Annotated in this window: 18 protein-coding genes; 11 read left to right on the forward strand and 7 right to left on the reverse strand. The window is 45.7% G+C overall.

Translation table 11 applies throughout. From position 1 onward, the window contains the following. Positions 1-5 precede the first annotated feature (5 nt). The 9 genes from PPHA_RS13585 (at position 6) to PPHA_RS13625 (ending at position 12,276) form a co-directional block, all read left to right on the forward strand. Positions 6-1,394, forward strand: coding sequence for a B12-binding domain-containing radical SAM protein (locus PPHA_RS13585; RefSeq protein ID WP_012509377.1), 1,389 nt, complete (start codon positions 6-8; stop codon positions 1,392-1,394). A gap of 203 nt (positions 1,395-1,597) precedes the next feature. Further along, entirely contained in the window at positions 1,598-2,617 is a 1,020-nt protein-coding gene (gene bchU, locus PPHA_RS13590) for a bacteriochlorophyllide d C-20 methyltransferase BchU (RefSeq protein ID WP_012509378.1), read from the forward strand. Positions 2,618-2,867: 250 nt separating this feature from the next. Continuing rightward, positions 2,868-3,095, forward strand: coding sequence for a hypothetical protein (locus tag PPHA_RS13595; protein WP_012509379.1), 228 nt, complete (start codon positions 2,868-2,870; stop codon positions 3,093-3,095). An 85-nt stretch (positions 3,096-3,180) separates the two neighbouring features. Beyond that, positions 3,181-4,185, forward strand: coding sequence for an aminoglycoside phosphotransferase family protein (locus tag PPHA_RS13600; protein WP_012509380.1), 1,005 nt, complete (start codon positions 3,181-3,183; stop codon positions 4,183-4,185). After that, positions 4,182-5,144, forward strand: a complete 963-nt coding sequence (locus tag PPHA_RS13605) for a sugar phosphate nucleotidyltransferase (protein ID WP_012509381.1) — start codon at positions 4,182-4,184, stop codon at positions 5,142-5,144. The genes PPHA_RS13600 and PPHA_RS13605 overlap by 4 nt, the downstream gene beginning before the upstream one ends. Further along, positions 5,138-6,304, forward strand: a complete 1,167-nt coding sequence (locus PPHA_RS13610; RefSeq protein WP_012509382.1) for an exo-beta-N-acetylmuramidase NamZ family protein — start codon at positions 5,138-5,140, stop codon at positions 6,302-6,304. Before PPHA_RS13605 ends, PPHA_RS13610 begins: the two co-directional genes overlap by 7 nt. A gap of 69 nt (positions 6,305-6,373) precedes the next feature. Continuing rightward, positions 6,374-7,792, forward strand: coding sequence for a sodium:solute symporter (locus PPHA_RS13615; RefSeq protein ID WP_012509383.1), 1,419 nt, complete (start codon positions 6,374-6,376; stop codon positions 7,790-7,792). Positions 7,793-8,077: 285 nt separating this feature from the next. Beyond that, the gene (locus PPHA_RS13620) at positions 8,078-11,905 is read left to right on the forward strand and encodes a PAS domain S-box protein (RefSeq protein ID WP_012509384.1); all 3,828 of its coding nucleotides are present in this window, start codon (positions 8,078-8,080) and stop codon (positions 11,903-11,905) included. An 11-nt stretch (positions 11,906-11,916) separates the two neighbouring features. Then, positions 11,917-12,276, forward strand: a complete 360-nt coding sequence (locus PPHA_RS13625) for a response regulator (RefSeq protein WP_012509385.1) — start codon at positions 11,917-11,919, stop codon at positions 12,274-12,276. Positions 12,277-12,313: 37 nt separating this feature from the next. On the opposite strand, the gene PPHA_RS13630 is transcribed toward PPHA_RS13625, so the two are convergent. After that, positions 12,314-13,015 (reverse strand): SDR family oxidoreductase, encoded by a 702-nt coding sequence (locus PPHA_RS13630; RefSeq protein WP_012509386.1) that lies wholly within the window; start codon positions 13,013-13,015, stop codon positions 12,314-12,316. Positions 13,016-13,174: 159 nt separating this feature from the next. Between PPHA_RS13630 and PPHA_RS13635 the strand changes: the two genes are divergently transcribed. After that, positions 13,175-14,401: a pentapeptide repeat-containing protein gene (locus PPHA_RS13635; protein WP_012509387.1), complete on the forward strand. Its 1,227-nt coding sequence runs from the start codon at positions 13,175-13,177 to the stop codon at positions 14,399-14,401. Positions 14,402-14,465: 64 nt separating this feature from the next. On the opposite strand, the gene PPHA_RS13640 is transcribed toward PPHA_RS13635, so the two are convergent. The 4 genes from PPHA_RS13640 to PPHA_RS13655 form a co-directional block, all read right to left on the reverse strand. Continuing rightward, positions 14,466-14,744 carry a hypothetical protein gene (locus tag PPHA_RS13640; protein ID WP_012509388.1) on the reverse strand — a complete coding sequence of 93 codons (279 nt, stop codon included), beginning with the start codon at positions 14,742-14,744 and terminating at the stop codon, positions 14,466-14,468. 159 nt (positions 14,745-14,903) lie between these two features. Further along, on the reverse strand, positions 14,904-15,554 hold the full coding sequence (locus PPHA_RS13645; protein WP_012509389.1) for a PAS domain-containing protein: 651 nt from the start codon (positions 15,552-15,554) through the stop codon (positions 14,904-14,906). Positions 15,555-15,720: 166 nt separating this feature from the next. Next, entirely contained in the window at positions 15,721-16,488 is a 768-nt protein-coding gene (locus tag PPHA_RS13650; RefSeq protein WP_012509390.1) for a DUF475 domain-containing protein, read from the reverse strand. Between the two features lie 65 nt (positions 16,489-16,553). Beyond that, positions 16,554-18,467, reverse strand: coding sequence for a potassium transporter Kup (locus PPHA_RS13655; protein ID WP_012509391.1), 1,914 nt, complete (start codon positions 18,465-18,467; stop codon positions 16,554-16,556). A 488-nt stretch (positions 18,468-18,955) separates the two neighbouring features. Here PPHA_RS13655 and PPHA_RS13660 point away from each other — a divergent pair, with 488 nt between their 5' ends. After that, a complete protein-coding gene (locus PPHA_RS13660) occupies positions 18,956-19,471 on the forward strand; it encodes a septal ring lytic transglycosylase RlpA family protein (protein ID WP_012509392.1) in 516 nt (171 codons plus the stop codon). Between the two features lie 223 nt (positions 19,472-19,694). Here the strand turns inward: PPHA_RS13660 and dsbD are convergent, their stop codons facing one another. Continuing rightward, entirely contained in the window at positions 19,695-21,593 is a 1,899-nt protein-coding gene (gene dsbD / locus PPHA_RS13665; protein WP_012509393.1) for a protein-disulfide reductase DsbD, read from the reverse strand. A gap of 36 nt (positions 21,594-21,629) precedes the next feature. Continuing rightward, entirely contained in the window at positions 21,630-21,902 is a 273-nt protein-coding gene (locus PPHA_RS16440; RefSeq protein ID WP_223293934.1) for a hypothetical protein, read from the reverse strand. Positions 21,903-22,955 lie beyond the last annotated feature (1,053 nt).

The raw sequence follows: 22,955 nt of genomic DNA on the forward strand, positions 1-22,955 counted from the left end.
CAAGCATGAGCAAACCTGAACATCAACACATTAAGGCACTCAAGTTTCTTCTCATAGCCCCGAAAGGGAAAAAAGATTCTAAATCAAACCAGAAGCCATTATTCAATATGGCGATAGGGGTACTTGTAAGTATTACGCCTCCGCAACACAATATTGAAATTGTTGATGAGCATTTTGGCGATCCGATCAATTATGACGGTGATTACGATTTTGTCGGCATAACATCACGAACCATTGATGCAACAAGAGGCTATGAAATTGCCGATACGTTTCGAAAAAAAGGAACAAAAGTTATCCTTGGCGGCCTGCATGTTTCGTTCAATATAGAAGAGGCAAAAGTCCATGCCGACACCCTCGTCTGCGGCGAAGCCGAAAATCTCTGGCTGACTCTCCTTGAAGATATTGCACTCAACCGCTTAAAACCTCTCTACGATTCCAAAGACTTTGCACCGGTAAAAGAGGTACTGGCGCTTGACTATGAAAAAATTGCCAAAGCATCAAAACGTGAAAAAGTAGACGGTACAAAATCTATCCCGATTTATGTTACCCGCGGCTGTCCCTATGAGTGTTCATTCTGCGTCACCCCTAATTTTACCGGAAAGCTTTACCGGATGCAGAAACCCGACGAGCTTAAAAAACAGTTTGAAACTGCCAAAAAAGTTTTTTTTAACGCAAACGGGAAATCATCGAAACCATGGTTCATGCTTTGTGATGAAAACCTGGGCGTCAGCAAAAAAAAGCTCTGGGAATCTCTCGACCTCATTAAAGAGTGTAATATCAACTTCAGCGTTTTCTTCAGCCTCCCCCTCCTTGAAGACAAGGAAACGGTAAAAAAGCTTGTAGAAGCAGGGTGCATCATGGTGCTGGTTGGATTCGAATCCATCAAACAGAGTACCCTTGAAGCCTATAATAAAGGTCACGTCAATTCAGCGGAGAAATATTCCCGTCTGATTGAAGAGTGCCGCCAGGCAGGCCTGAATGTCCAGGGAAATTTCCTGATTAATCCGGAGCTCGACAGTTTCGAAAACATGGATGACCTTGTTCGGTTTGTCGGTAAAAACAATGTTTTCATGCCGATTTTCCAGATTATTACTCCCTACCCAGGCACAACAATGTACTGGGAGTACAAGAAAAATGGATGGATAACTGATGAAAATTGGGAGAAATACAATGCGATGAATCTTGTCATCCGCTCTGATAGATACGACCCCATAAAGTTCCAGCACAAATTCATGACAAGCTATTACAAGGTCTATTCGTTGAAAAACATTGCCAACCGAGTGAGGCGAAACCCCTACAAACTGTTAAACCTTGTCACCAGTCTGGCTTTTAGAAAAAACATCCGTGAGCAACTCGATACATTCGAAAAGGAACATAACATCAGAAGCAAATAACACATTGATCAGAAGTCTCATTTCGTAAAAAAACAAGCTGTTGATTTTCAACTTGTTGTACGATAAACGCAAAAATTCATCACCATTAAACGGCTTAAACCGTTCCTGTTGCAGCAAATGAAGACCGGGCAGGTTCTCTGCCACTGAAACAGCTTTTTCATTCCAGTAACGTGTAAATTTTCTTAACTACATAGCATTTTATTATGGACGCCAACGAGTTGCTGAAGCAAAACCACAGAGCCAACGAACTTATTTTTAAAGGTCTTGTAGAGTTCGGCTGTTTTAAGGCGGCTCTTGAACTTGATCTTTTTACTCTACTTGCTGATGAGGCAAAAAATGTAGAAACACTTGCAGCCAGCGCTGGTGCAATTCCTCAACGCCTCATCATGCTACTTGAGGCACTACGACAGATCGGAGTTACCGCAGAAACGGGTGGCAAATGGAGCCTCACCCCTTTTGCTCAAAAAATGTTTCTCCCGAACCACGAAAACCAGAACCTGTACATGATCCCTGTGGCCAAAGCCATGGCAAACCTTTCAGAAAATTTTTATCTGCAGATAGCTGATGCCGTCAGAGGAAACATGAATTTCAAGGGCGAAGTTGCCTACCCTCCTGTAACACGGGAAGACAATTTATATTTTGAGGAAATTCATCGCAGTAATGCCTATTTCGCCATCATGCTGCTGCTCGAAGAGGCTGATCTGGAAACAGCAAAAAAACTTGTAGATGTTGGTGGTGGTATTGGTGATATTTCAGCAGCACTTCTGAAAAAGTTCCCTCAGCTCCATTCTACCATTCTTAACCTGCCTGGCGCAGTGGAATTGGTGAATGAAAATGCTGTTGAAAAAGGAGTTGACAATCGCCTGAAAGGTGCAGCCGTTGATATTTACAAAGACGCTTATCCGGAAGCAGATGCAATCATGTTCTGCAGAATCCTTTATTCTGCAAATGAACAGTTAACCACGATGCTCTGCAAAAAAGCTTATGACGCTCTTACTCCTGGCGGAAAGGTACTCATCCTCGACATGATCATTGATGATCCGGAAAATCCGAACTTTGACTATCTGAGCCACTATATCCTTGGCGCCGGCATGCCGTTTTCAGTACTCGGCTTCAAGCAGCAAAGTGCCTACAAGGAGATTCTTGAATCACTCGGTTTCCGCGATATCCGCACGGTCAGAAAGTATGGCCACCTCTTGTGCGAAGCAGTAAAAGCATTGTAAAAGTCACCAGGCGGCCAATCTCTGGAGAGAGGCCGCTTTCTTTACTATGCAGCGCAAACCACCTCACTTCATCTCTCTCTCCAAAGAATCCCTATACTTTTTCTGTGATGCAGATCGTTCCTTTCCAACACCTCTTTTTCTATTTGCTCTGCAATTGAAAATATTTTAACTTGTTGAAAACGCACGACAAGTGCATGGTCAATATTTATTCAACAACTTTTTTTTCAATAACCTCAAAACAAAACACACCATGTCAAACGGAACAAACATTGACGTATCAGGCGCTATCAACAGCATTGTTGATACAGCAGGAAAAATCGTTCAGCTCCAGATGAATTTCATGAACGACAGCCTTAAAGTTCATGCGGATGCTATTGGGCCTCTTGCAAAAAGCGCAACTGATCTGATCGGCAGCGTTGCAAATACTGCTACACAGGTCTTGCAGAGTGTTTCATCTGCTATTGCCCCGAAAAAGTAAGAACTCTTTTTTTTGAAAAAGCACCTTATACCTTTGGTACAAGGTGCTTTTTTGCTTTCCGCAAAGGACTTTTCGAAACTGCTGTATGACCATCCAGAAAAATATTGCAACTCTTTTCAGTACCTGCTGCAGCAAGCCTCTTTCCATCACAAAAATACAGGGTGATGCTTCAAGCCGTCAGTATTTCAGGGTTACCGGCACCACTGAATCTTCTGTCGCCTGTTACGATCCTGCACTGAACCCATCATCAGCCGATACCTACCCTTTTCTGGTACTGCACGCTCTGTTAGCCCGACACGCAATTCCTGTTCCGGCTATAATGGCCATCAATGCCGAAACAAACATCATGCTTCTTGAGGACTGCGGCGACTTTCTCTTGCAAAATCTTTTCAATAGCTCATTACAACACACACTACCTGACCGGTACAGGGATATTATCGATATTCTGATACAACTTCAGTCAATAAGAGGCCACAACAACCAGATCCCCTTCAGCATCTGTTTTGATAAAAAAAAACTCATGCTTGAATTTGATTTCTTTATCCAGTATGGCCTGCTGGACTATTTTGCAGCAATATTCGATCAGCAGTTAATCGGAAGATTACGATATGAATTTGAAGCCATCGCGGAACTCCTTGTCAAGCCACAGCACTTCGTTCTTAACCACCGGGATTTTCACAGCCGGAATATTCTTATTCATCAGAATAAACCGATTATTATTGACTTTCAGGACGCCCGCATGGGTCTGCCACAGTATGACGCCGTTTCCCTGATAAAAGACTCCTATGTACAGCTCTCACCCTCATTGACAGAAGAATTGAAAGCCTATCACTATCATGCACTCTGCAACAATGAACTGACCACTATGAGCTTCGATGAATACCTTTTTTATTTCGATATTATGGCCTTTCAACGGAACATCAAGGCTACAGGTACCTTTTGTTATCAAACAAGAACAGGAAAAAGCGGCCTGTTTGAACACTCCATAGAACCGACATTGGCCTATCTGCATGAATATATTGAAGCAAGAACTGAATTGAAACGAGCAGGAGAACTCCTGCAGACTATCCTGAAAGGTACAACCCGATGAAAGCCTTCGTTCTGGCCGCAGGACTCGGTACTCGCCTGAGTCCCCTGACCGATCATACCCCGAAACCACTAATCCCCATTCTCAATATTCCCAGCCTTTTTTATTCTGTTTATCTCCTGAAACAGGCGGGAATCAGAGAGATTATTTGCAATATCCACCATCATGGCGATACTGTCAGGCAGTTTATTGAATCAAGCAATTTGACTGGACTGAACATCACGTTTTCAGAAGAGCCAATCATTCTCGGGACAGGGGGCGGCCTGAAAAAATGTGAAAAGCTCCTTGATGATGGTGATTTTATTCTGGTCAACAGCGATATTATTTCTGATATTGATTTCAGTGCACTCATCAAACAGCATCAGGTAATGGGACGTGCAGGCACCCTTACCCTGTTTGAGACACCGGAAGCCATTGCGATAGGATATGTGGGTGTTGAAGGAGGGCTTGTTAAAGACTTCAGGAACCTGCGTAAAACAGCTCTTCTCTCCTCGTTCATCTACACTGGAGTTGCAATTCTCAGTCCAGCAATTTTTCGCTATCTGAAAGCGGAATTTTCAGGGATTGTCGATACAGGGTTTACAGGACTTATTGATAACGGAGGATTAAGCTATTACCAGCACAAGGGTCTCTGGATGGATATTGGAACCATGCATAGCTACTGGCTCGCAAATATTAACCGAAACTTGATCATGAACAATCTGGCTCTGCCAATGAAGCAGACAATTGGCATCGCTCCACATGCGATCGCTCCGGATGCGATCATCAGCCCGGAAGCCAGCATCTCATGCTCAATTGTCGGCAAGGGATGCTCCATCGGCGCAGGGTGCACCATTACAAATTCGGTACTCCTGCCAGGAGTAGCCATCAAACCCGGAAAGACCATTATCAATACCATTGCTGACCCTTACAGCAGCATAATCATGGAAAATCCAACACAAACCAGAAAAAAAAGATGGTAGCAACAGGACTGGAGATCCTGCTCAGAAAAAGTGAGCATTTTCAAAACAGAAACATTGGACTTATCGTCAATCAGAGCTCTGTAACCCCTGATTTGAAATACTCATGGAATGCATTGAGGGAGAGGGGTATTCATGTCAGAAAAATTTTTTCTCCTGAACACGGACTCTTCGCTACCGAGCAGGATCAGATAGCCGTAACCTGCCAGCCGGAAATTGGATGTGAGGTGATCAGCCTCTACAGAGATACTGCAGCATCACTTCTTCCCGATAAACGAGTACTCGACAATCTTGACCTTATCCTTTTCGACATTCAGGACGTCGGTTCCCGTTACTACACGTATATCAACACCCTTGCACTATTCATGGAAGCCGTATCCGGCATGGATCTTGAGATCATTGTACTCGACCGTCCAAATCCCCTTGGGGGATCCCTTGTTGAAGGACCTCTGCTCGACCCCTCATTCCGATCATTTGTCGGCATTTTTCCAATACCGGTTCGGCATGGCATGACTGTCGGCGAACTGGCTCTTCTTTACCGTGATATCAAGAAACTTGACATCAATCTGCACGTCATCAAAATGGATGGGTGGCAACGCTCCATGCTTTTCCCGGAAACGGGTCTGCCCTGGATTCCTCCTTCACCGAACATGCCCACTTTTGCAACAGCCGAGGTTTATCCCGGCATGTGCCTGCTTGAGGGAATGAACATTTCTGAAGGAAGAGGAACAACAACCCCCTTTCAGCTTTTCGGTGCGCCCTTTATAAAACCGGACGACCTCGCTGAACGCTGCCGAAAGTTCGGGCTCGAAGGAGTTATCTTTCACCCGGTATGGTTCAAACCGACTTTTCACAAGTTCTCTGGAGAGGTCATCGGCGGCATCTGGCTGCATGTGACCGATCATGGCCGCTTCCGCTCCTTCGCCACCGGAGTTGCCATAACTGCTGCGCTCCAGGAACTCTATCCTGAACACCTGCAATTTTTGAAAGGCGTATATGAATTCAACAACACCATACCAGCCTTCGATCTTCTGGCTGGAAACTCCAGCATCCGGACGTCCATACTGAGTGGCAGTGACATCAACATCACTCTTGCGTCATGGCTGAAAAACGAAACTGCATTTTCAGAACTGAAATCAAGCTTTCATCTCTACGAGCCATGACCGAAAACAACCCTTCAGCACCAAACGCACTGAAACAACTTACAAACCGGTCTACTACTATCGAATTTTATGCAGTTGCTTGACATTGCCATCGTCGTCATCTTTCTGGCTGGTAATATCCTTTTCGGACTCCTGCAAGGAAAAGGGAACAAAAATACCAGCGACTATTTTCTCGGAGGCCACAAACTGCCCTGGATTGTCGCCATGCTTTCGATTGTCGCAACAGAAACCTCTGTACTTACCTTTGTCAGTGTACCAGGACTTGCCTATCGGGGTGACTGGTCCTTTCTGCAGTTACCCCTTGGCTATATCGTCGGAAGAATCCTTGTAAGCTCCCTGCTCCTGCCAATATATTTCAAAGAGGGCGTCACCTCCATTTATGAAATAATCGGTTCAAGATTTGGTTCTGGCATGCAAAAACTGGCATCAGTCGTTTTCCTGGTAACGAGAATCCTCGGTGATGGAGTCAGGTTTCTGGCAACAGGAGTCGTCGTGCAAGCGGTAACGGGTTGGTCTTTACCCCTCTCCATTATCATTATTGGAGCGGTAACTCTGATCTATACCATTTCAGGCGGACTGAAAACGGTCGTCTGGCTCGACAGCGTCCAATTCGGTCTCTATTTTTTAGGTGGTGTCATTACCATTGTCTTCATTCTGCTTCGCCTTGATGAACCACTTCTGCATATTTTTTCAACACTCGCCGATGCCGGAAAACTGCATATTTTCAATATGAGCAACGACATGCTTGTCAATCCCATGGCTTTCGGCAGTGCATTTTTCGGCGGCATTTTTCTCTCACTTGCCTCCCATGGGGTCGATTTCATGATGGTACAGCGAGTCCTTGGTTGCAGTAATCTGGGTGAAGCAAAAAAAGCACTGATCGGAAGCGGCATTTTCGTCTTTATCCAGTTTACCATTTTCCTGCTGGCTGGCTCACTCATCTACCTCTTCATGGAGGGCATTACCATTGAAAAAGACCGTGAATTCGCATCCTTTATTGTCAACTACCTGCCATCTGGCCTGAAAGGACTTCTGCTTGCGGGAATCCTTTCAGCCGCAATGTCGACCATTGCCTCCTCAATAAACTCCCTTGCAGCATCGACCGTTACCGATATCCTCGGAGGAAGAATCTCACTGAAGGGATCGCGCCTTATCAGCCTCGGATGGGCTGCCGTGCTGATCGGTATAGCTCTTCTTTTCGATGAAAGCGACAAATCGATCATCCTTGTTGGCCTTGAAATCGCATCCTTTACCTACGGCGGACTGCTGGGACTTTTTCTGTTATCAAAAAGCAAACGGGACTTTCATCCTGCAAGCCTTGGCATTGGTCTCGTTGCCAGTATGAGCATTGTTTTTCTCCTGAAATATCTGGGACTCGCATGGACCTGGTACATCACGGTTTCCGTTTTGGTAAATTTACTGGTCACAACAGGAATCGATATGACCATTTTCAAAAACAAGCTGAACGAAAAGCAAAAAACAGGATAGAAACAAGATACATGAGGATTCTGAGCGGCGCGTGACGCTGCAATCGGATCTCGTAACAAAGAAATAAAAAGCCCATTAGCAAGAAAAACAGCTATCTTTGACAGTGAAAAGAGGGAACTTGAGTACCCGCAACGGAAAAACAACAACAGATCACGCAAGCATTCCTCACTCGTGAGAATTCTTCAGGATGCCTTGCCTGTTAACCGACCGATGGCGATATCAGTCAGCAACAGCAATGATTGATATCGACCGTGAAATGAACCCAATCCTCCAAGAGGGCTGGAAATGCAACACACCATGGAAAAAGAGAGACCAGAATTGGACATCGATCGGGAGCAACTGCGAAGAGAGAATGCCGAACTCAGAAAAAAGCTTCACGACCTTGAAGAGAGAGCCACCTCCCTTGACACATCAAACCGCACACTCCAGATGGTGGTGGAAGGGACAAAAGCTGGATACTGGGACTGGAATATCAAAACAGGAGAGCTCGAAATCAATGCGGAGTGGGCCTCTCTGATTGGCTACAGCCTCGATGAGCTGCAACCGATATCGATCAACACCTGGATGCGACTCTGTCATCCGGATGATCAGCCTCTTTCCCGGCAACGACTTGAAGAACATTTTTCCGGAAAAACAACGGTTTATGAAATAGAGCTCCGGATGCGTCATAAACTTGGACACTGGGTCTGGATACTTGACCGGGGAATGGTCTTCGAACGTGACACAGATGGTAATCCTCTGCGCATGGTTGGCTCCCATCAGGATATCAGTACACGAAAAAATATTGAACAGGCACTTTCACACGCCCAGACTTTCGAGCGTATCGTAACAGACCTCTCCAATCAGTTCATCAACCTGCCCTTCGAGCATATTGATGCGATGATCTATAACACGCTGCAGCTTATCGGTAACTTTGTCGAAGCCGACCGAAGCTATGTTTTCCAGTTCCGTGATGATCTTCGCTTGATGGACAACACCCATGAATGGTGTGCCTATGAGGTTAAGCCACAACTCGAATCACTTAAAGGAATTGAAACCATTGGCTTCCCCTGGTGGATGGAGCAGATCAGGAACAACCGGATCATTCATCTTCCCCGGATCGCTGATATGGAAGTGGAGGCGTCAGCCGAAAAAAAGATCTTTGAGGCCCAACAGATCAAGTCGCTGATTGTCATTCCTCTTGTCGCAGGGTCATACCCTTTCGGCTATATTGGTTTTGATGCCGTAAAAGAGGAACGGGAATGGATGCCGGAAACCATTTCCATCCTGAAGCTTGCTGGCGGAATCATTGCAAATGCACTGCAACGCAAGCAAGTTGAGCACTTTATCCAGGCAGAACTTGATCTTGCCATTAAACTCAATCAATCATCGTCTGTCCACGAAACCCTCCGAACCTGCCTCCATGCTGCTATTCAAGCTTCCGGGCTGGATTGCGGAGGCATTTACCTGGTCAACAAACTTGACGAAACCATCACTCTTTCCATTCATGAAGGATTGCCGCAATCATTTATCAATAATTCAGCATCATACAGCTTCGAATCCCAGAATGCCCAGTTGATCCTGAAGGGAAAACCGATATACCACAAGTTCTATGATCTTGACCTTGCAAAAAAGAAAATACACCGGAACGAACAACTGAAGGCTATCGCCATCCTCCCGATCACCTACCGGGGAGAGGTTCTTGCCTGCCTCAATGTCGCTTCCCACACTCTGACACAGGTCCCTGAATTTTCCCGGAAAGGGCTTGAAACCATTACCGCACATATCGGTTCAGCCATCATGCAGGCTCGACAGGAGGAGGCAATTGCTGAAGCAAAAAGCAACCTTGAGTCACTCTTTGATACCATTGATGATCTCCTCTTCATTATCAACACGGAGGGCAATGTTATTCATACCAATGCCGCTGTCCGAAAAAAACTTGGCTACTCAGCAGAAACCATCCTCGACAAACATGTGCTTCATTTTCACCCCGAAGAGCAGTGGGAGATCGTAAAACGCAATATTGAAGGAATGCTTGCTGGTGACAAGAGCTCCTGTCTTGTCCCCTTACAGACAAAATCGGGAACACTGTTACCCGTCGAAACCAAAATCACAAAAGGCATCTGGAACAACAAACCCGTTCTGTTTGGAATAAGCCGCGACTTTTCTGAGCGGATACTCTCCGAAAAGAGCTTGCGAGAGAGTGAAAAGCGATTCAGGGAGCTGACCGAACTTCTTCCCCTTACGCTCTTTGAAACGGATATAAGAGGCGCGGTAACCTATGCCAATGCCAAAAGCCTCGAGGTTTTCGGCTACACCCCCGATATCACCCAAAAAAGAGTGTTCGCCATCAATTTTTGTGTTCCGCAGGATGCGAAAAAAGCATTGCTCCATTTGGACGCAATAAAAAAAGGGCAGAGTATTTCCGAAGAATATACCGCACTCCGACAAGATGGCAGCACCTTTCCGGCACAGGTCTACAGTTTACCAATCATTCATAACGGTCTGGTCAAGGGCATTCGGGGACTGGTCGTCGACCTTACCGAACTGAAAAAAGCGGAACAAGCCCTGAGAACCAGTGAGGTTCAAAAAAGGATCGTCCAGGAATTCAAGGCCCTCATCGACAATATTCCCGGGGCTGTCTATCAAACCAATGAAGAGAGCAAAACGACAATGCTCTCGATGATGGGTGATATTCTGCTGGATTATACCAAAGAGGAGTTTGAACATGAACTGTTTGAAACCGGCAGAATAATCCATCCTGAAGAGCGGGATACGGTCTCGACATCAAACCTCCAACTCAGGTTGGCCAAAACATCTCAGGCCCTTTTTTACCGTATTCTCATGAAAAACGGTTCAGTCAAGTGGCTCGAAGACCGAAAAACGTCCGTTTTTTCACCCGACGGCACATTCACAGGAATTGACGGCATTTTGTTTGATGTCACGGAACGTGTCACAGCACAAAAGGAGCACCAGATGCTCGAAGCAAATCTCCGCAGAACCCAGCGTCTTGAAACCATAGGAACACTCGCCGGCGGTATTGCGCATGATTTCAATAATATCCTGACACCGATCCTCGGCTATGCCGAAATGGGCATACTCAGCCCGAGTAATGATGATTTCCAGCAGGAATACTTCAGTGAAATTATTAAGGCTGCAGAACGTGCCAAAAATCTTGTAGCACAAATCCTGACATTCAGCATGGCCCAGGAAAGCACTCCGAATATTGTCAGCGTTCAGGAAATTATTGATGAAGCATTGAAACTTCTCCGTCCATCAATACCCTCAACAATCACCATCGAAAAAGAGGTTGATAACTCCTGCCGCAATATCCTTGCCGATCCCTCGCAAATCCATCAGGTCATTGTCAATCTCTGCATCAATGCATTTCAGGCAATGGAAAAATCAGGCGGTTTGCTCACCATTAAACTCGAAGAGGTCACTCCCGAAACCAGCCTGCAAAAACTGCTCCCGAAACTTCAAGCGGAAAACTATGTAAGGCTCAGCATTTCCGATACAGGAACAGGGATGGATGAAAGCACCCTGGAACGAATATTCGAACCCTTCTTTACCACAAAAACGGTTAACAAAGGGACTGGTCTCGGACTTTCCGTTGTCCATGGCATCATCACAAGCTTTAAAGGGGAGATTACTGTTGAAAGCTGTGCAGAAAAAGGAACCACCTTCAATATTTATCTTCCTGTCATCAATGAAGAAGCCCCTCCACTACCCATTGCTGATTGCTGTACAAAAGGATATGGCCACATTCTTTTTGTTGATGACGAGCCGACAGTACTCAAGATGATGACCATGATGATCGCGAAACTTGGATTCAAAATACAATCAGTGAGCTCGCCCCTGCAAGCGATTGAACTGTTTCGGAAGAACCCGGAACAATTCGACCTCTTGATCACCGACCTGACCATGCCAGAGATGACAGGCGTTGAACTTGCCGATGAACTGCACCTGAAAAACCCGAAACTGCCGGTGATACTGATGACCGGGTATGAAAAAGATATTGAGCACACCTCTCATCTCAACCATCACGGGATTTGCAAATTCCTCAAAAAGCCGGTCAAGCTCATAGAGTTAGCCTCAACAATCAATGACGTAATTTTTGGAACAAACACTTAATCTTCTTCCTTATGAAAATTCTTGTTATCGACGATGACGCGGCTGTAAGAAAATTTATCAGCATGATTCTGCAGAGAAAAAAACATACCGTCATCGAGGCTGATAACGGCAAAAGCGGCCTGTTGCTTCTGCAGGAAAACCCGGACGTCTCTGTTATGATCACCGACCTCATTATGCCCGAAAAAGAGGGTATTGAAACCATTATTGAAGTACGGCAACACTACCCATCTATAAAAATCGTAGCCATCTCGGGTGGAGGAAAAGTCAGCCCTGAAAACTACCTCGTCATAGCCGACGCCCTCGGGGCAAACACCACCCTGAAAAAGCCATTCAGCGGTCAGGAACTGATGCATGCCATCGAAAACCTGTAAAAAACTCCTTTTGAACAGAGCCAAGGTCCTGAACAATCTACTCTGGAAGCAGATCATAGTATTGTTCAAGACCTGACTGCTCTTCCTCAATATCATTGACCACTTCAAAAGTTTTATTTTTGGCTCTCTCAACCCATAGAGCGACGACAAGAAGCTCGGCAACGTCAGAGCGATTAATCCAGCCACTCCATAATCGGTCGCCGGTATCGACATGCAGTTTGTGATGCAAGGGTTCGCCATCCTTCAAACCACCGGGCCTGACAATGGTATAGGAGAGACCTGGTCTTGAAAAAACCGACCGGAGATGCTCTTCAGCTTCCCATTTTTTCAGCAACACTCCAGCGAAAAGATTCAGCGGATGGTACCACCTGGTAACAGCAAGAGAACTGACAAGTCCAAAATGGCTCACTCCCGCTTTCGAAGCTTCATCAACAAGCCTCTTCACCCCATCCCGATCCACATCGGCTGGCGACGACTCACCAGAATAGGAGCTGGAACCAAGCGCCGAGATAACCGCATCGCACCCCTTGACCGCAAGCGCAATATCGGACACAGACTGAATCTTGCCAGTAATAATTTCAACATGCTCACCAAACAAACGAAAAGCTTTATCGCGCTCCCTTGAAAAGACTCTTACCGGAACACCGTAATACAGGAGCCTCTTTACCACCCACTGACCGCACTTCCCCGTAGCCCCAACAACGAGCACTTTTCCATTATACACTTTATTACGTTCCATTATACTCCATTCAGAAGATTGAAAACAACTCATGGTTCAAGAATGCATGAGTATCTAAACCCTGAATGATTGCAATTAAGTTTCTCGACGAAGCGGGAATTTCATTACTTTCAAGAATAAGGAGTCGTTAGCCCGGCAAAAGGAGGCGGGTTCGTTTCTATGCCAACAATCATCCACACCGTCATGAAACAAAATCCCATCGTCATGGTTTCGCTTTTTATAGCGTCTTGCCTCACCGTGAATCGCACGGCCTCCGCTTACGATCAGGAGAGCTTCAGTACGCTGAAAAAAGGGGTTTCGGCCTGGAATTCCATGCGTCTTGCCAACCCCGAAGGAGCGTTCGACCTCGAAGAGGCGGAACTTGAAGATCTCGACCTGACTGGTGTGAACCTCGGCAAAACCGTGTTAATCAGGGTAAAACTCAACGGATCAAAACTTGACATGGCTGACCTGAAAGGAGCAAACCTGACAATGGCCCTGATAAAAAAAGCAAATCTCAGAAAGAGTGACTTTACAGGAAGCTCTCTTACTGGAGCAAATCTTCAGGGATCCTTCATGAAAGGTGCTGTGTTGCGGGAAGCCAACCTTGAGGGAGCAAATTTGAGATGGGCTATGCTTGAAAATGGTGACCTTAACAGGGCGAACCTGACTGGCGCCACTCTTTTCGAAGCGAATCTTGCGGGTGCAGACCTGAAAGGTGCAAATCTGAAAAATGCGCATTTCCTTGAACAAGCCAATCTCAACGGGGCTACGCTATCAAACAATACCATCCTGCCCTCAGGGAAAAAAGCCACAGCAAGCTGGAGTGCACTACACAATGCATCATTCGTCAGGGAACAGGAAAACGAGGCAATGACCTACAAAACACCACTCCTTGCAGAAAAGAACACAATCACCAAAACAGGCGCAAAAAACATAACGGAAAACAGAAAACAGCCTGCAACTGCTGCCCGAACCCGTGTTGAACAAAGCTCTTTTCAAAACACCAACATGGCTGGTGCCGATTTCCATAAAGCCGATCTCCACAAAGCGGAGATGAAGTCTGCAAAGCTGCAGGGAGCTGATCTTCAAGGAGCAAACCTTGACCGTGCATTTCTGAAAGGGGCTGATCTCAGCAACAGTAATCTTTCGAACGCATTACTTTACGGAGCGAAACTCGGCAATGCCAATCTGAGTGGGGCAAATCTCGAAGGAGCATCACTTTTTGAAGCGGATCTTGAAGGCGCGAATCTTGAAGGCGCAAACCTGAAAGGTGCAAACATTATGGACGCAAATTTCAACAATGCTACCCTGTCGTCAGAGACCATTCTTCCTTCAGGACAACAGGCAACACCAAACTGGGCCGCACGTCAAGGATGCCGGTTTGTGCATAAGAGCCAAAAATAATCAGGCCCAGGCACCCCGGAAGCATCACCCGAGCGAGACGGTCATCAATGCACAACAGATGCGGTCAACCCACAAAGCGCTTGCGATAGAGAAGATGCTGAAGCAGATGAGCTTTACTGATATTGGGGTCACTGGCCTGCAGCTTGTTTTTTTTGCCTGTCCGGGTAACGACATCAAGCGTGCCGTCCTCATTAACCTTATCGACTTTCCAGAACTTGTCTACCACATAGTGATACTCCTCACCGTGCTCAAGAGGAAAAACCTGCTTAGCCCTGGGGCCCGGACAAAATGAGCTTTTAGGCTTATGATAGATAATCTTGTCTCCGGCTCTGAACTGTGCCATCTTGACCTCCTTTCCGATTGTATGATCGAACGTTATTGGTTCGCTGTTGCCTATTCCGATTAATACAAATAAAAAAAGGATAAACAAATTTTTTTCAGAAAACGCCGAAAACAATAACATCCTCTCAATTACAAGGAAAACAGGTAAACCGGAAAAAAACTAACTGCCTGACTTTCTCAAAATCATGGTATACTCTCTTAAATCTGACATCGGTTTACACTTTATGTAGAGGCACCACTCCACAAGCATATACTTGCCTTCGCCGGTTTTAAATCTTGAATGAAACGTTACAATATCATCTTCCTGCCGTTGTCGGTGTAATGAACTCTGCACAAGCACATAGTCTTCAGGATGAATCAAAGAGGCCAATCCAACCTCTGACAACGCATTGGCTTCATAGCCTAAAAAAGTTTCAATCGATCCGGTCATATCAACCAGGCGTTCTGCATGATCAATAACTGCATAAGCCTCTATGACCGGTTTAAAGCGATCACTCTCACCACCAACATTGAGATGAACCTGCCTGAACAAATTATCGATATCCATCCGGGAGCGGGAAAAAGCCAGTGCATTGCTCAGCGGAGCCAAAGGATAATCTTTGACATGACCACTCTGCAACCATTGGATATCTGCCCCATCATTTCTAAGACGCTCAAGCATTTTTTTACCGGGCCGACACTTTCCCTGAAGATAGGGAGTCATCTGTGCCGGATATTTTATCCCGACGGCCTTGCAAAAAGAGTTGATGGAACCATGTTTCTGGAGAATATATTCCCGAAGCCGTTGACTGAATCCTGAATTTGACGACATATGAAAAATGCTGTTCGTTAATCAATAAAGTTGTACGAAATGAAAAAAGCTGCCCATCATATGCTCACGGACCAATGGATGTAAAATACAAAACTATATAGCACATATACTACAGCCTTTTAACACATGAACTTCTCCTGTGCGACATTTTTGCACCGTCCCGCTTTCAGGTACGCTTTTTTCCGGGAATATTGAAAAACAGACTCGTGAGTACAGGAATAACAAATATGGCAACCGTCACTCCAGAGGTAATGATGTCGGCATATGGCCCCTCCATAAACCTCATAACAGCCATTTCCGGATAGTAATGCTCTATCACTGAAAATGAGAGTTTGATACCAAGCAAACCGATAACCACAAACGCACAGGTTTCGAGAAACGGGTACCTCTCCATGAGCCCAACAAAGCCCTGGGCAACAAAACGCATAGCCAGAATACCAATAAAAACACCGACACAGATCAGTATAAGATTGTCGGTAAAAGCCACAGCAGCAAAAATATTATCTATCGAAAATGCAAGATCCATCATTTCGATAAGAAGAACCGTCGACCAAAATGCCCCCAATCGGCCTGAGGTCAATTGATACAACCAGTTACTCTGCTTGTTGAAATAATCATCATCTTTACTTGGGGTTTTTTTACCTTTCAGCCAGGCCCAGACAAGATAGAGCAGATAGAGACCTCCGAGAGGCTTTAACCACCAGATTTGCACCAGAAAAGCGGCAAAAAAAAGGCAGAGCCCCCTGAATACATAGGCTCCGATAATACCATATTTCAACGCAGCAGCCCGTTTTTTCGCTGGCAAATCCATAACCATAGTGGCAAGCACAGCCGCATTATCGACAGAGAGAAGACTTTCGATAATGATTAAATTGCTAACAACAAGCAGTGATGAGAGTGGATTATCAAAAATATGTTGCAGAAAATCAGTCATGAATTTATTCTATACTGTTCGTCATCTCCGTAAACGTCAAACACGCCCCATCACTACGCCCTGATTCAAATCTGAACCAGAACACCGATCTCAATCACCTGACCTGGAGGAAGATCGTAATACGCCGTTGCACTGAGAGCATTAAGCGACATCAACGCAAAAAGTTTTTTGCGCCACAAAATCATTTTCGACTTGAGGCCGGTAACAATTTTCTCCCGACTCAGGAAAAAGCTGATTGCCTCTGGCCTGAAAGAGAGCCCCTGACGATTTGCAAGCGAGATGACCTGATGAATATTCGGATACTCAAGAAATCCGTACCGTGCAACCACTTTAAAAACGCCATTACCAAGTTTGGTCACTTCTACCTTGCGACCGTCTGGAACCCTCGGCACCCGTTCCGTGCTGAAATGGAACAAAGCCACTTCCGAATGCATGATCTTGTTGTGACGCAGGTTGTGCAGCATGGCAACGGGAACAACGTCAGGATTGGCTGTAAGATAGACCGCCTGCCCCTGTACCCGGTGCGGCTGCTGCAGCGAAAGACTTTGCAGAAACTCATCAATCGTCAGGGTACGATCCTTCAATTGTTGGAGCAGTAGGCTGCGTCCCTGCTTCCAGGTAAGCATGAGCGTAAAGATAAACAGTCCGATTGCCAACGGAAACCATGCCCCCTGAAACAACTTTGTCGCACTTGCCCCAAAGAAAGAAAGATCAATGATGGCAAAAAAGCCGATCAGAACATTAAGGGCAATCTTGTTCCACTTCCAGAGATCCCTTGCAACATAATAGAACAGAATCGTGGAGATAAGCATCGTTGCCGTAACAGCCACACCATAAGCTGCAGCAAGCTTGCTGGATGAACCAAAGCCCGCAACAAGACTAATAGTAGCAACCATTAACGACCAGTTTGCCGCAGGAACATAAATCTGTCCAATATGTTTATCGGATGTATGCGTCACCGTCAGACGAGGCAGATAACCAAGTTGCATTGCCTGCTGGGTCAACGAAAAAACGCCCGTGATCAGGGCCTGAGATGCAATAATCGTTGCCGAGGTTGAGAGCACCACCATAGGAATCATTGCCCAGGAAGGCACCAGACCATAAAAAGGATGATGAGACTGCTCTGGAAAAGCGAGCAGCAAAGCCCCCTGCCCGAAATAGTTCAGGAGCAATGCAGGAAGCACCAGCAAGACCCAGGTCAACCGGATAGGCCGTTTACCGAAATGTCCCATATCGGCATAGAGTGCTTCAGCTCCCGTAACAGAGAGAAACACTGCACCCAAAACCATAAAACCCTGAAGATGATTGCTCAAAAGAAAAGAGATTCCATACCAGGGCAGGATAGCCTGCAATATCTGCGGATAGCGGATAATTTCAGCAAGGCCGAGTAAACCGATAACCACAAACCAGACAAAAATAATTGGCCCAAAAAGAGCCCCAACTCTTGCTGTTCCATGATGCTGAAAGAAAAAAAGAGCAACAAGAACAGCAATGGTAACCGGTATGACCAGCTCCCTGAATGCAGGCGCAATGATCTGCACTCCCTCCACCGCACTAAGAACCGATATGGCGGGAGTAATCATGCCGTCGCCATAGAGCAAAGCAGCTCCGAACAATCCGATAACAACCAATAACCAGCGTTCATAACCCTGTTTCTTGCTTTGCATGATGATCAGTGCGGTAAGAGCAAGAATCCCGCCCTCACCATCATTATCAGCTTTCATGATAAAGGTCAGATATTTCAGGCTGACAATCAAAAGAAGAGCCCATACAAGCAGAGAAAGAACACCAAGAACATTTACCTGTGTGATTGGAATACCATACTCACCATGAAAACATTCCCGAACAGCATAAAGAGGACTGGTACCAATATCACCAAAAACCACCCCGAGAGCACCAAGAGAGAGCCCGGCAAGCCGTTTTATGCCTGACAGCCCTGACTGGTTACGTAAATCAGGCTCTTCAGCTATTTTTGACATAATCAACCAGGAAAATGAATAAATGTATTGACCCTATAATTGTATTGACAACAAGAAAATTGCTCCGGATAATATAGATAATAAGTACAAAATCAAATAAAGCTACCGAAGGAGACAAAAACAGCCCACAAGACACACGCCAGAAAGAAGCGTGAATCGGTAAAAAAAGAACCCCGGAACCTGTTTCAGAATAACGTAATGAATGATTATTCACAATAAAGAATCAGTGCTGCAATTAAAACACTCCATTCGTTTTAGAACCAGAGCAATGACTCCCCGACAAAACAGGCCAATATCACGACATTAATGCACGACTTAGCGTAAAAGCCCTTTCAAAACAAGGCGTTATGCGGATATTTTCCACTTTGATATATTTTCCTTACATTGAACGGTACAGAACAATTGAATGATCGAGCAACTTTCATTCATTTCTATCCATTCCCATTGAGCACATGGGTTAATGGTAAGCGAATTTAAACCGTAAGCGTATGAATCATGAAAACCATTTTTTCCCTATTTCATTTGCAGCAATCCTGATTGTTGTAGCCCTGTCAGCAACGTTGATGACCTTTCCTGTTTTGGGCAAAAACACACAATATAGCCTTGAAAACAACTCTTCCGGGGATGCACTCCAGTCGGTTGCCACTTCAAAAAAGGGCGCATACAGACAGCACAAGGCACACGTTCCTGTTACCGAAGGCAAAGCATCCTTTTACGCAAACCAGTTTCACGGTCGCAAAACAGCAAACGGCGAAACCTTCAATATGAACCAACTGACTGCCGCACATCCATCACTTCCATTTGGTACCTGGGTAAGGGTAACCAATCTGCGAAATAGAAAGGAGGTCATCGTACGCATCAACGACCGGGGGCCATATGTCAAAGGGAGAGTCATTGATTTATCCATAGGCGCAGCGAAAAAGATCGGACTCTTAAAATCCGGAATCACAAAAGTTAAACTCGAGGCACTCGGTTCAGGCCAATCAACTCTTGCTGAAAGCTGAGAGAACGCACAAATTCAGGTAGCTGTTTTTTGTGCGCATCAATGAGCGCGGGTGCCCACACCTGCGGGAGAGAAATATTGATATTAGCCATTCCTTTGACCAGCACGCTCTTTTCCTTCAGGAAAAAAATCTCTTCTTCATAAAGAAAAAGAGCGTACTCGCAAGAAGAGAGGGGAATACGGAATGAAGAGATGTACTCCTTAGTTTTTTCAATGCACAACGCTCAATGGCTCATGACAAACTTGTTGAGATGATCAAAAAAAGCACGCGCTTCAAGAACACCAACAATCCGGCTATCGGCAATCTCATTGCCCTTCGTATCAAAAAAGATCATTCCGGGAGGACCGAAAAGGCCAAAACGCTTCATCAAGGCGCGGTCATCCTCACTATTGGCGGTAACATTAACCTGCAGCAGCGTCAGATTGCCAAGCTGCTCGATAACCTTGGGATCATGAAAGGTAAAGCGATCCATCTCCTTGCAGGCGACACACCAGTCGGCATAAAAATCGAGCATAACCGGCTTTTTCGCTGAAAGCAGAGCCTGATCAAGCTCTGCAACTGTCCGGATTCGGGTAAAACCAACACTCTTCTCCTCTCCTGAACTTGCCGACGAAGCGCCTTGCAACTGCGAAAGTGGCTCAAGAACATTGGTGCCACCTGCAGCAGCCCCTACAATTTCGAGTAACCCGATAACAAAAAGTACCAGACCAAACGTTTTACCGAAACGGTCAGCGATTGTTGGTTTTGCGCTTGACGCATCAAAAAGACCAAGAAAAACCGAACAGAGCAGAGCAAAAGCACCCCAGAAAAGCATAACCGCAGAAGCGGGAAGAATCGGCGAAACCATCCAGATGGCAACAGCAATCAACAAAAGCCCGAACACATATTTCACACCAATCATCCATGCACCAGCCTTGGGAAGCAAGCTACCAGCAGACAACCCGACAAGTAAAAGAGGAACACTCATCCCCATCGCCATCGAAAAGAGCGCCAGGCCACCCAGAAGCACGTCACGAGTCTGACTGATATAGACAAGGGTACCGGCAAGAGGCGCGGCAACACAAGGACCAACAATAAGCGCCGACAAGGCACCCATAAAAAAGACCCCGACAAAACGTCCCCTTTTTAAACCACCAGATGCCTTGCCCAGCTTACTTTGCAAAGAAACCGGCAACTGTAACTGATAGACGTCAAACATCGACAGAGAGAGCAGAACAAGAAGCAGCGCAAACATCACCAAAACCCATGGCTTCTGCAAAGCGCCAGCAAGCCCCTCTCCCGCAAGACCGGCAGCAACACCAAGCGATGTATAGACTAATGCCATCCCGAGGCAATAGGCAAGAGCCATCAGAAAACTGCGGCGACGTGTAACATCTCCCTCACCAACAATAATGGAAGAGAGAATGGGCACCATCGGCAGAACACAAGGAGTAAACGACAACAGCAACCCAAACGCAAGAAATGCAAGAGCAATTTTCCATAAACTGCCACCAGCAAGCGTAGCCGTTGCAAGAGAGAGATCATTGTCTTTGATGCTTGCCTTTGCCGATGCGCTCGCAGCGCTCTGAGCTGCAGGAGCCGAATCAACGGTATTCCGGGTATCGGCGCTGCCATTATCAACAGGATCAGCAACAGCCTCCTCACCAGCGAGTGACAGCAGACCCGGTCGGGCCGGATCAACCTTAAAAAGCTTTGTTATTGGAGGATAACAGAGGCCATCCTCAGCACAACCCTGGTAGACAACATTCAGCACAAACGGCCCGTCAGCCTTGACAAGAGGCACCTCAACATGCAGCATATCATGATAAATAGCAATCTTCTCATTGGTTGAAGGATCTGTTATCATGATCGCTTTCGGCAAAAGAGGAGCCTTCAGCTCAGCTTTGCCGCTTTCAACACTAACGGCAACTTGATCTCGATACAACTTGTAGCCTTTTGCAATATCCCAGTGCAACACAACTGAACGGGCACTGTTCAACTCAGCCGTAATCCTGAACGCCTGCTCAGGATCAAGAAACTCCGCCGCAAAAACGGTACTCACCCTGAGGAAAAGTACCAGAAAAAGCCCAAGAATAGCCACAGTACGCCTGAGAGCATAATGGCTCATTTTTGTTTTTCGCATAAGAAAAAAGTTATTGATGTTACGCCAAAAATTGTACTACGTATTTTTATAATATATCTTTCCCGACTGGTCAACCGCCAGATATCCCATCCCGGTATCTTCGAGAAAGGCTAATGCATCACTCTCTTTGAGCATTGATCGCGTTCTTGGCCTGACAGCAAAACCATGTCGAAATTCCATCAAACCCTTATCCCCGAAGAAATTATTGCCACTCTGTTCTATCGTTTCAACCAGGCACTTGATCACCAGTGTATCTTCGCTAAAACAGGCAAGATCGTTGATGCCGGTTTTGTCGAAGCAAGCCGTCATCGTAATACCCGTGAGGAAAAAAAAGAGGTAAAAGCCAGCAGTGGAACATCACGACCTACTCCGTAACCGATGCTGCGATTCATGATTGCCGGGAACTTGAAACCCTGATCGATCGTCATGACACTGGCCAGAAACTCTATGCGGATAGCGCCTATATCGATAAGGACGAAAGCATCGACTGGTGTGGCATTATCATGAAAAAGCCTCCAAAAATCATCCTTGAACCGATGAACAGAAAGCTTCCAATCGCCTTAACTCACAGTCCAGAGCGAGAGTTGAGCACCCCTTCTGCTTCATAACCAACAGCATTGATGCCTTGCCTGTTCCTGCGATCGGCATCTTCAGGGCAGCCACAAAAATTGGCTTGACGCATTTGACCTGCAACAGGATGCGTTGCGTAAAGCTGAAAAAAGTTTATACCGAAACATGACAGCCTCAAGAATAGCTATTAAAACCCTAAAGCACAATTAATGCCAGCTTAAAAAGTACTTAAAAAAACAGAATATCTTTCCCATCGGCTCCTACAAAAAAAAGAGGCACCAATTGCAACTGACACCTCTTTTACTCTTTATAACCTGTATAGGCCGTGAAGCCTGCCAAGACAGAAATTTTGAGTAAAAAATGGCACTACTCGTGGTTTTGGACAGGACTGATGACGCAAATGTTCAAAGATTGCCAGACATGTTGAGAGAATCCGATGGTACGGTTATGCCATAGCAAATGCACACCGATCTTTGTTTTCCTGAAAACAGCCAGAACTGGTTTGCACGAAAACGGTGACAGGAGGTACGCTCACGCTGCAGCAATCATTTTATTGTACCAGAATCGCTTGTGATGTTGCCAGCATTAAAATCCAGAGCCACTTTTTTTCCTCTTACCGGGGCAATAACTGATGCAGAATTGAATAAAAATAATGTTTGTCGCGTACTCTCTGAAGTGACTATATTCGGACGAAGGGATTGCATAAATATCGCGTCTTATTTATTGACTTAACTATCAATTATATAAGCAATTGTGATATTTTTTGCACCCTTTTTTTATTGCTTTGATGAA

Origin of the sequence: Pelodictyon phaeoclathratiforme BU-1 (assembly GCF_000020645.1) — a bacterium.
Classification (GTDB): Bacteria; Bacteroidota; Chlorobiia; order Chlorobiales; family Chlorobiaceae; genus Chlorobium; species Chlorobium phaeoclathratiforme.

Coding starts and splice junctions, on each gene's coding strand:
- PPHA_RS13640 (WP_012509388.1), bottom strand. CDS start 14,744: ATGGCACAGTTCAGAGCCGGAGACAAGATTATCTATCATAAGCCTAAA.
- PPHA_RS13650 (WP_012509390.1), bottom strand. CDS start 16,488: ATGACTGATTTTCTGCAACATATTTTTGATAATCCACTCTCATCACTG.
- bchU (WP_012509378.1), top strand. CDS start 1,598: ATGGACGCCAACGAGTTGCTGAAGCAAAACCACAGAGCCAACGAACTT.
- PPHA_RS13620 (WP_012509384.1), top strand. CDS start 8,078: ATGCAACACACCATGGAAAAAGAGAGACCAGAATTGGACATCGATCGG.
- PPHA_RS13595 (WP_012509379.1), top strand. CDS start 2,868: ATGTCAAACGGAACAAACATTGACGTATCAGGCGCTATCAACAGCATT.
- PPHA_RS13630 (WP_012509386.1), bottom strand. CDS start 13,015: ATGGAACGTAATAAAGTGTATAATGGAAAAGTGCTCGTTGTTGGGGCT.
- PPHA_RS13655 (WP_012509391.1), bottom strand. CDS start 18,467: ATGTCAAAAATAGCTGAAGAGCCTGATTTACGTAACCAGTCAGGGCTG.
- dsbD (WP_012509393.1), bottom strand. CDS start 21,593: ATGCGAAAAACAAAAATGAGCCATTATGCTCTCAGGCGTACTGTGGCT.
- PPHA_RS13585 (WP_012509377.1), top strand. CDS start 6: ATGAGCAAACCTGAACATCAACACATTAAGGCACTCAAGTTTCTTCTC.
- PPHA_RS13645 (WP_012509389.1), bottom strand. CDS start 15,554: ATGTCGTCAAATTCAGGATTCAGTCAACGGCTTCGGGAATATATTCTC.
- PPHA_RS13600 (WP_012509380.1), top strand. CDS start 3,181: ATGACCATCCAGAAAAATATTGCAACTCTTTTCAGTACCTGCTGCAGC.
- PPHA_RS13605 (WP_012509381.1), top strand. CDS start 4,182: ATGAAAGCCTTCGTTCTGGCCGCAGGACTCGGTACTCGCCTGAGTCCC.
- PPHA_RS16440 (WP_223293934.1), bottom strand. CDS start 21,902: ATGACGGCTTGCTTCGACAAAACCGGCATCAACGATCTTGCCTGTTTT.
- PPHA_RS13635 (WP_012509387.1), top strand. CDS start 13,175: ATGCCAACAATCATCCACACCGTCATGAAACAAAATCCCATCGTCATG.
- PPHA_RS13610 (WP_012509382.1), top strand. CDS start 5,138: ATGGTAGCAACAGGACTGGAGATCCTGCTCAGAAAAAGTGAGCATTTT.
- PPHA_RS13615 (WP_012509383.1), top strand. CDS start 6,374: ATGCAGTTGCTTGACATTGCCATCGTCGTCATCTTTCTGGCTGGTAAT.
- PPHA_RS13660 (WP_012509392.1), top strand. CDS start 18,956: ATGAATCATGAAAACCATTTTTTCCCTATTTCATTTGCAGCAATCCTG.
- PPHA_RS13625 (WP_012509385.1), top strand. CDS start 11,917: ATGAAAATTCTTGTTATCGACGATGACGCGGCTGTAAGAAAATTTATC.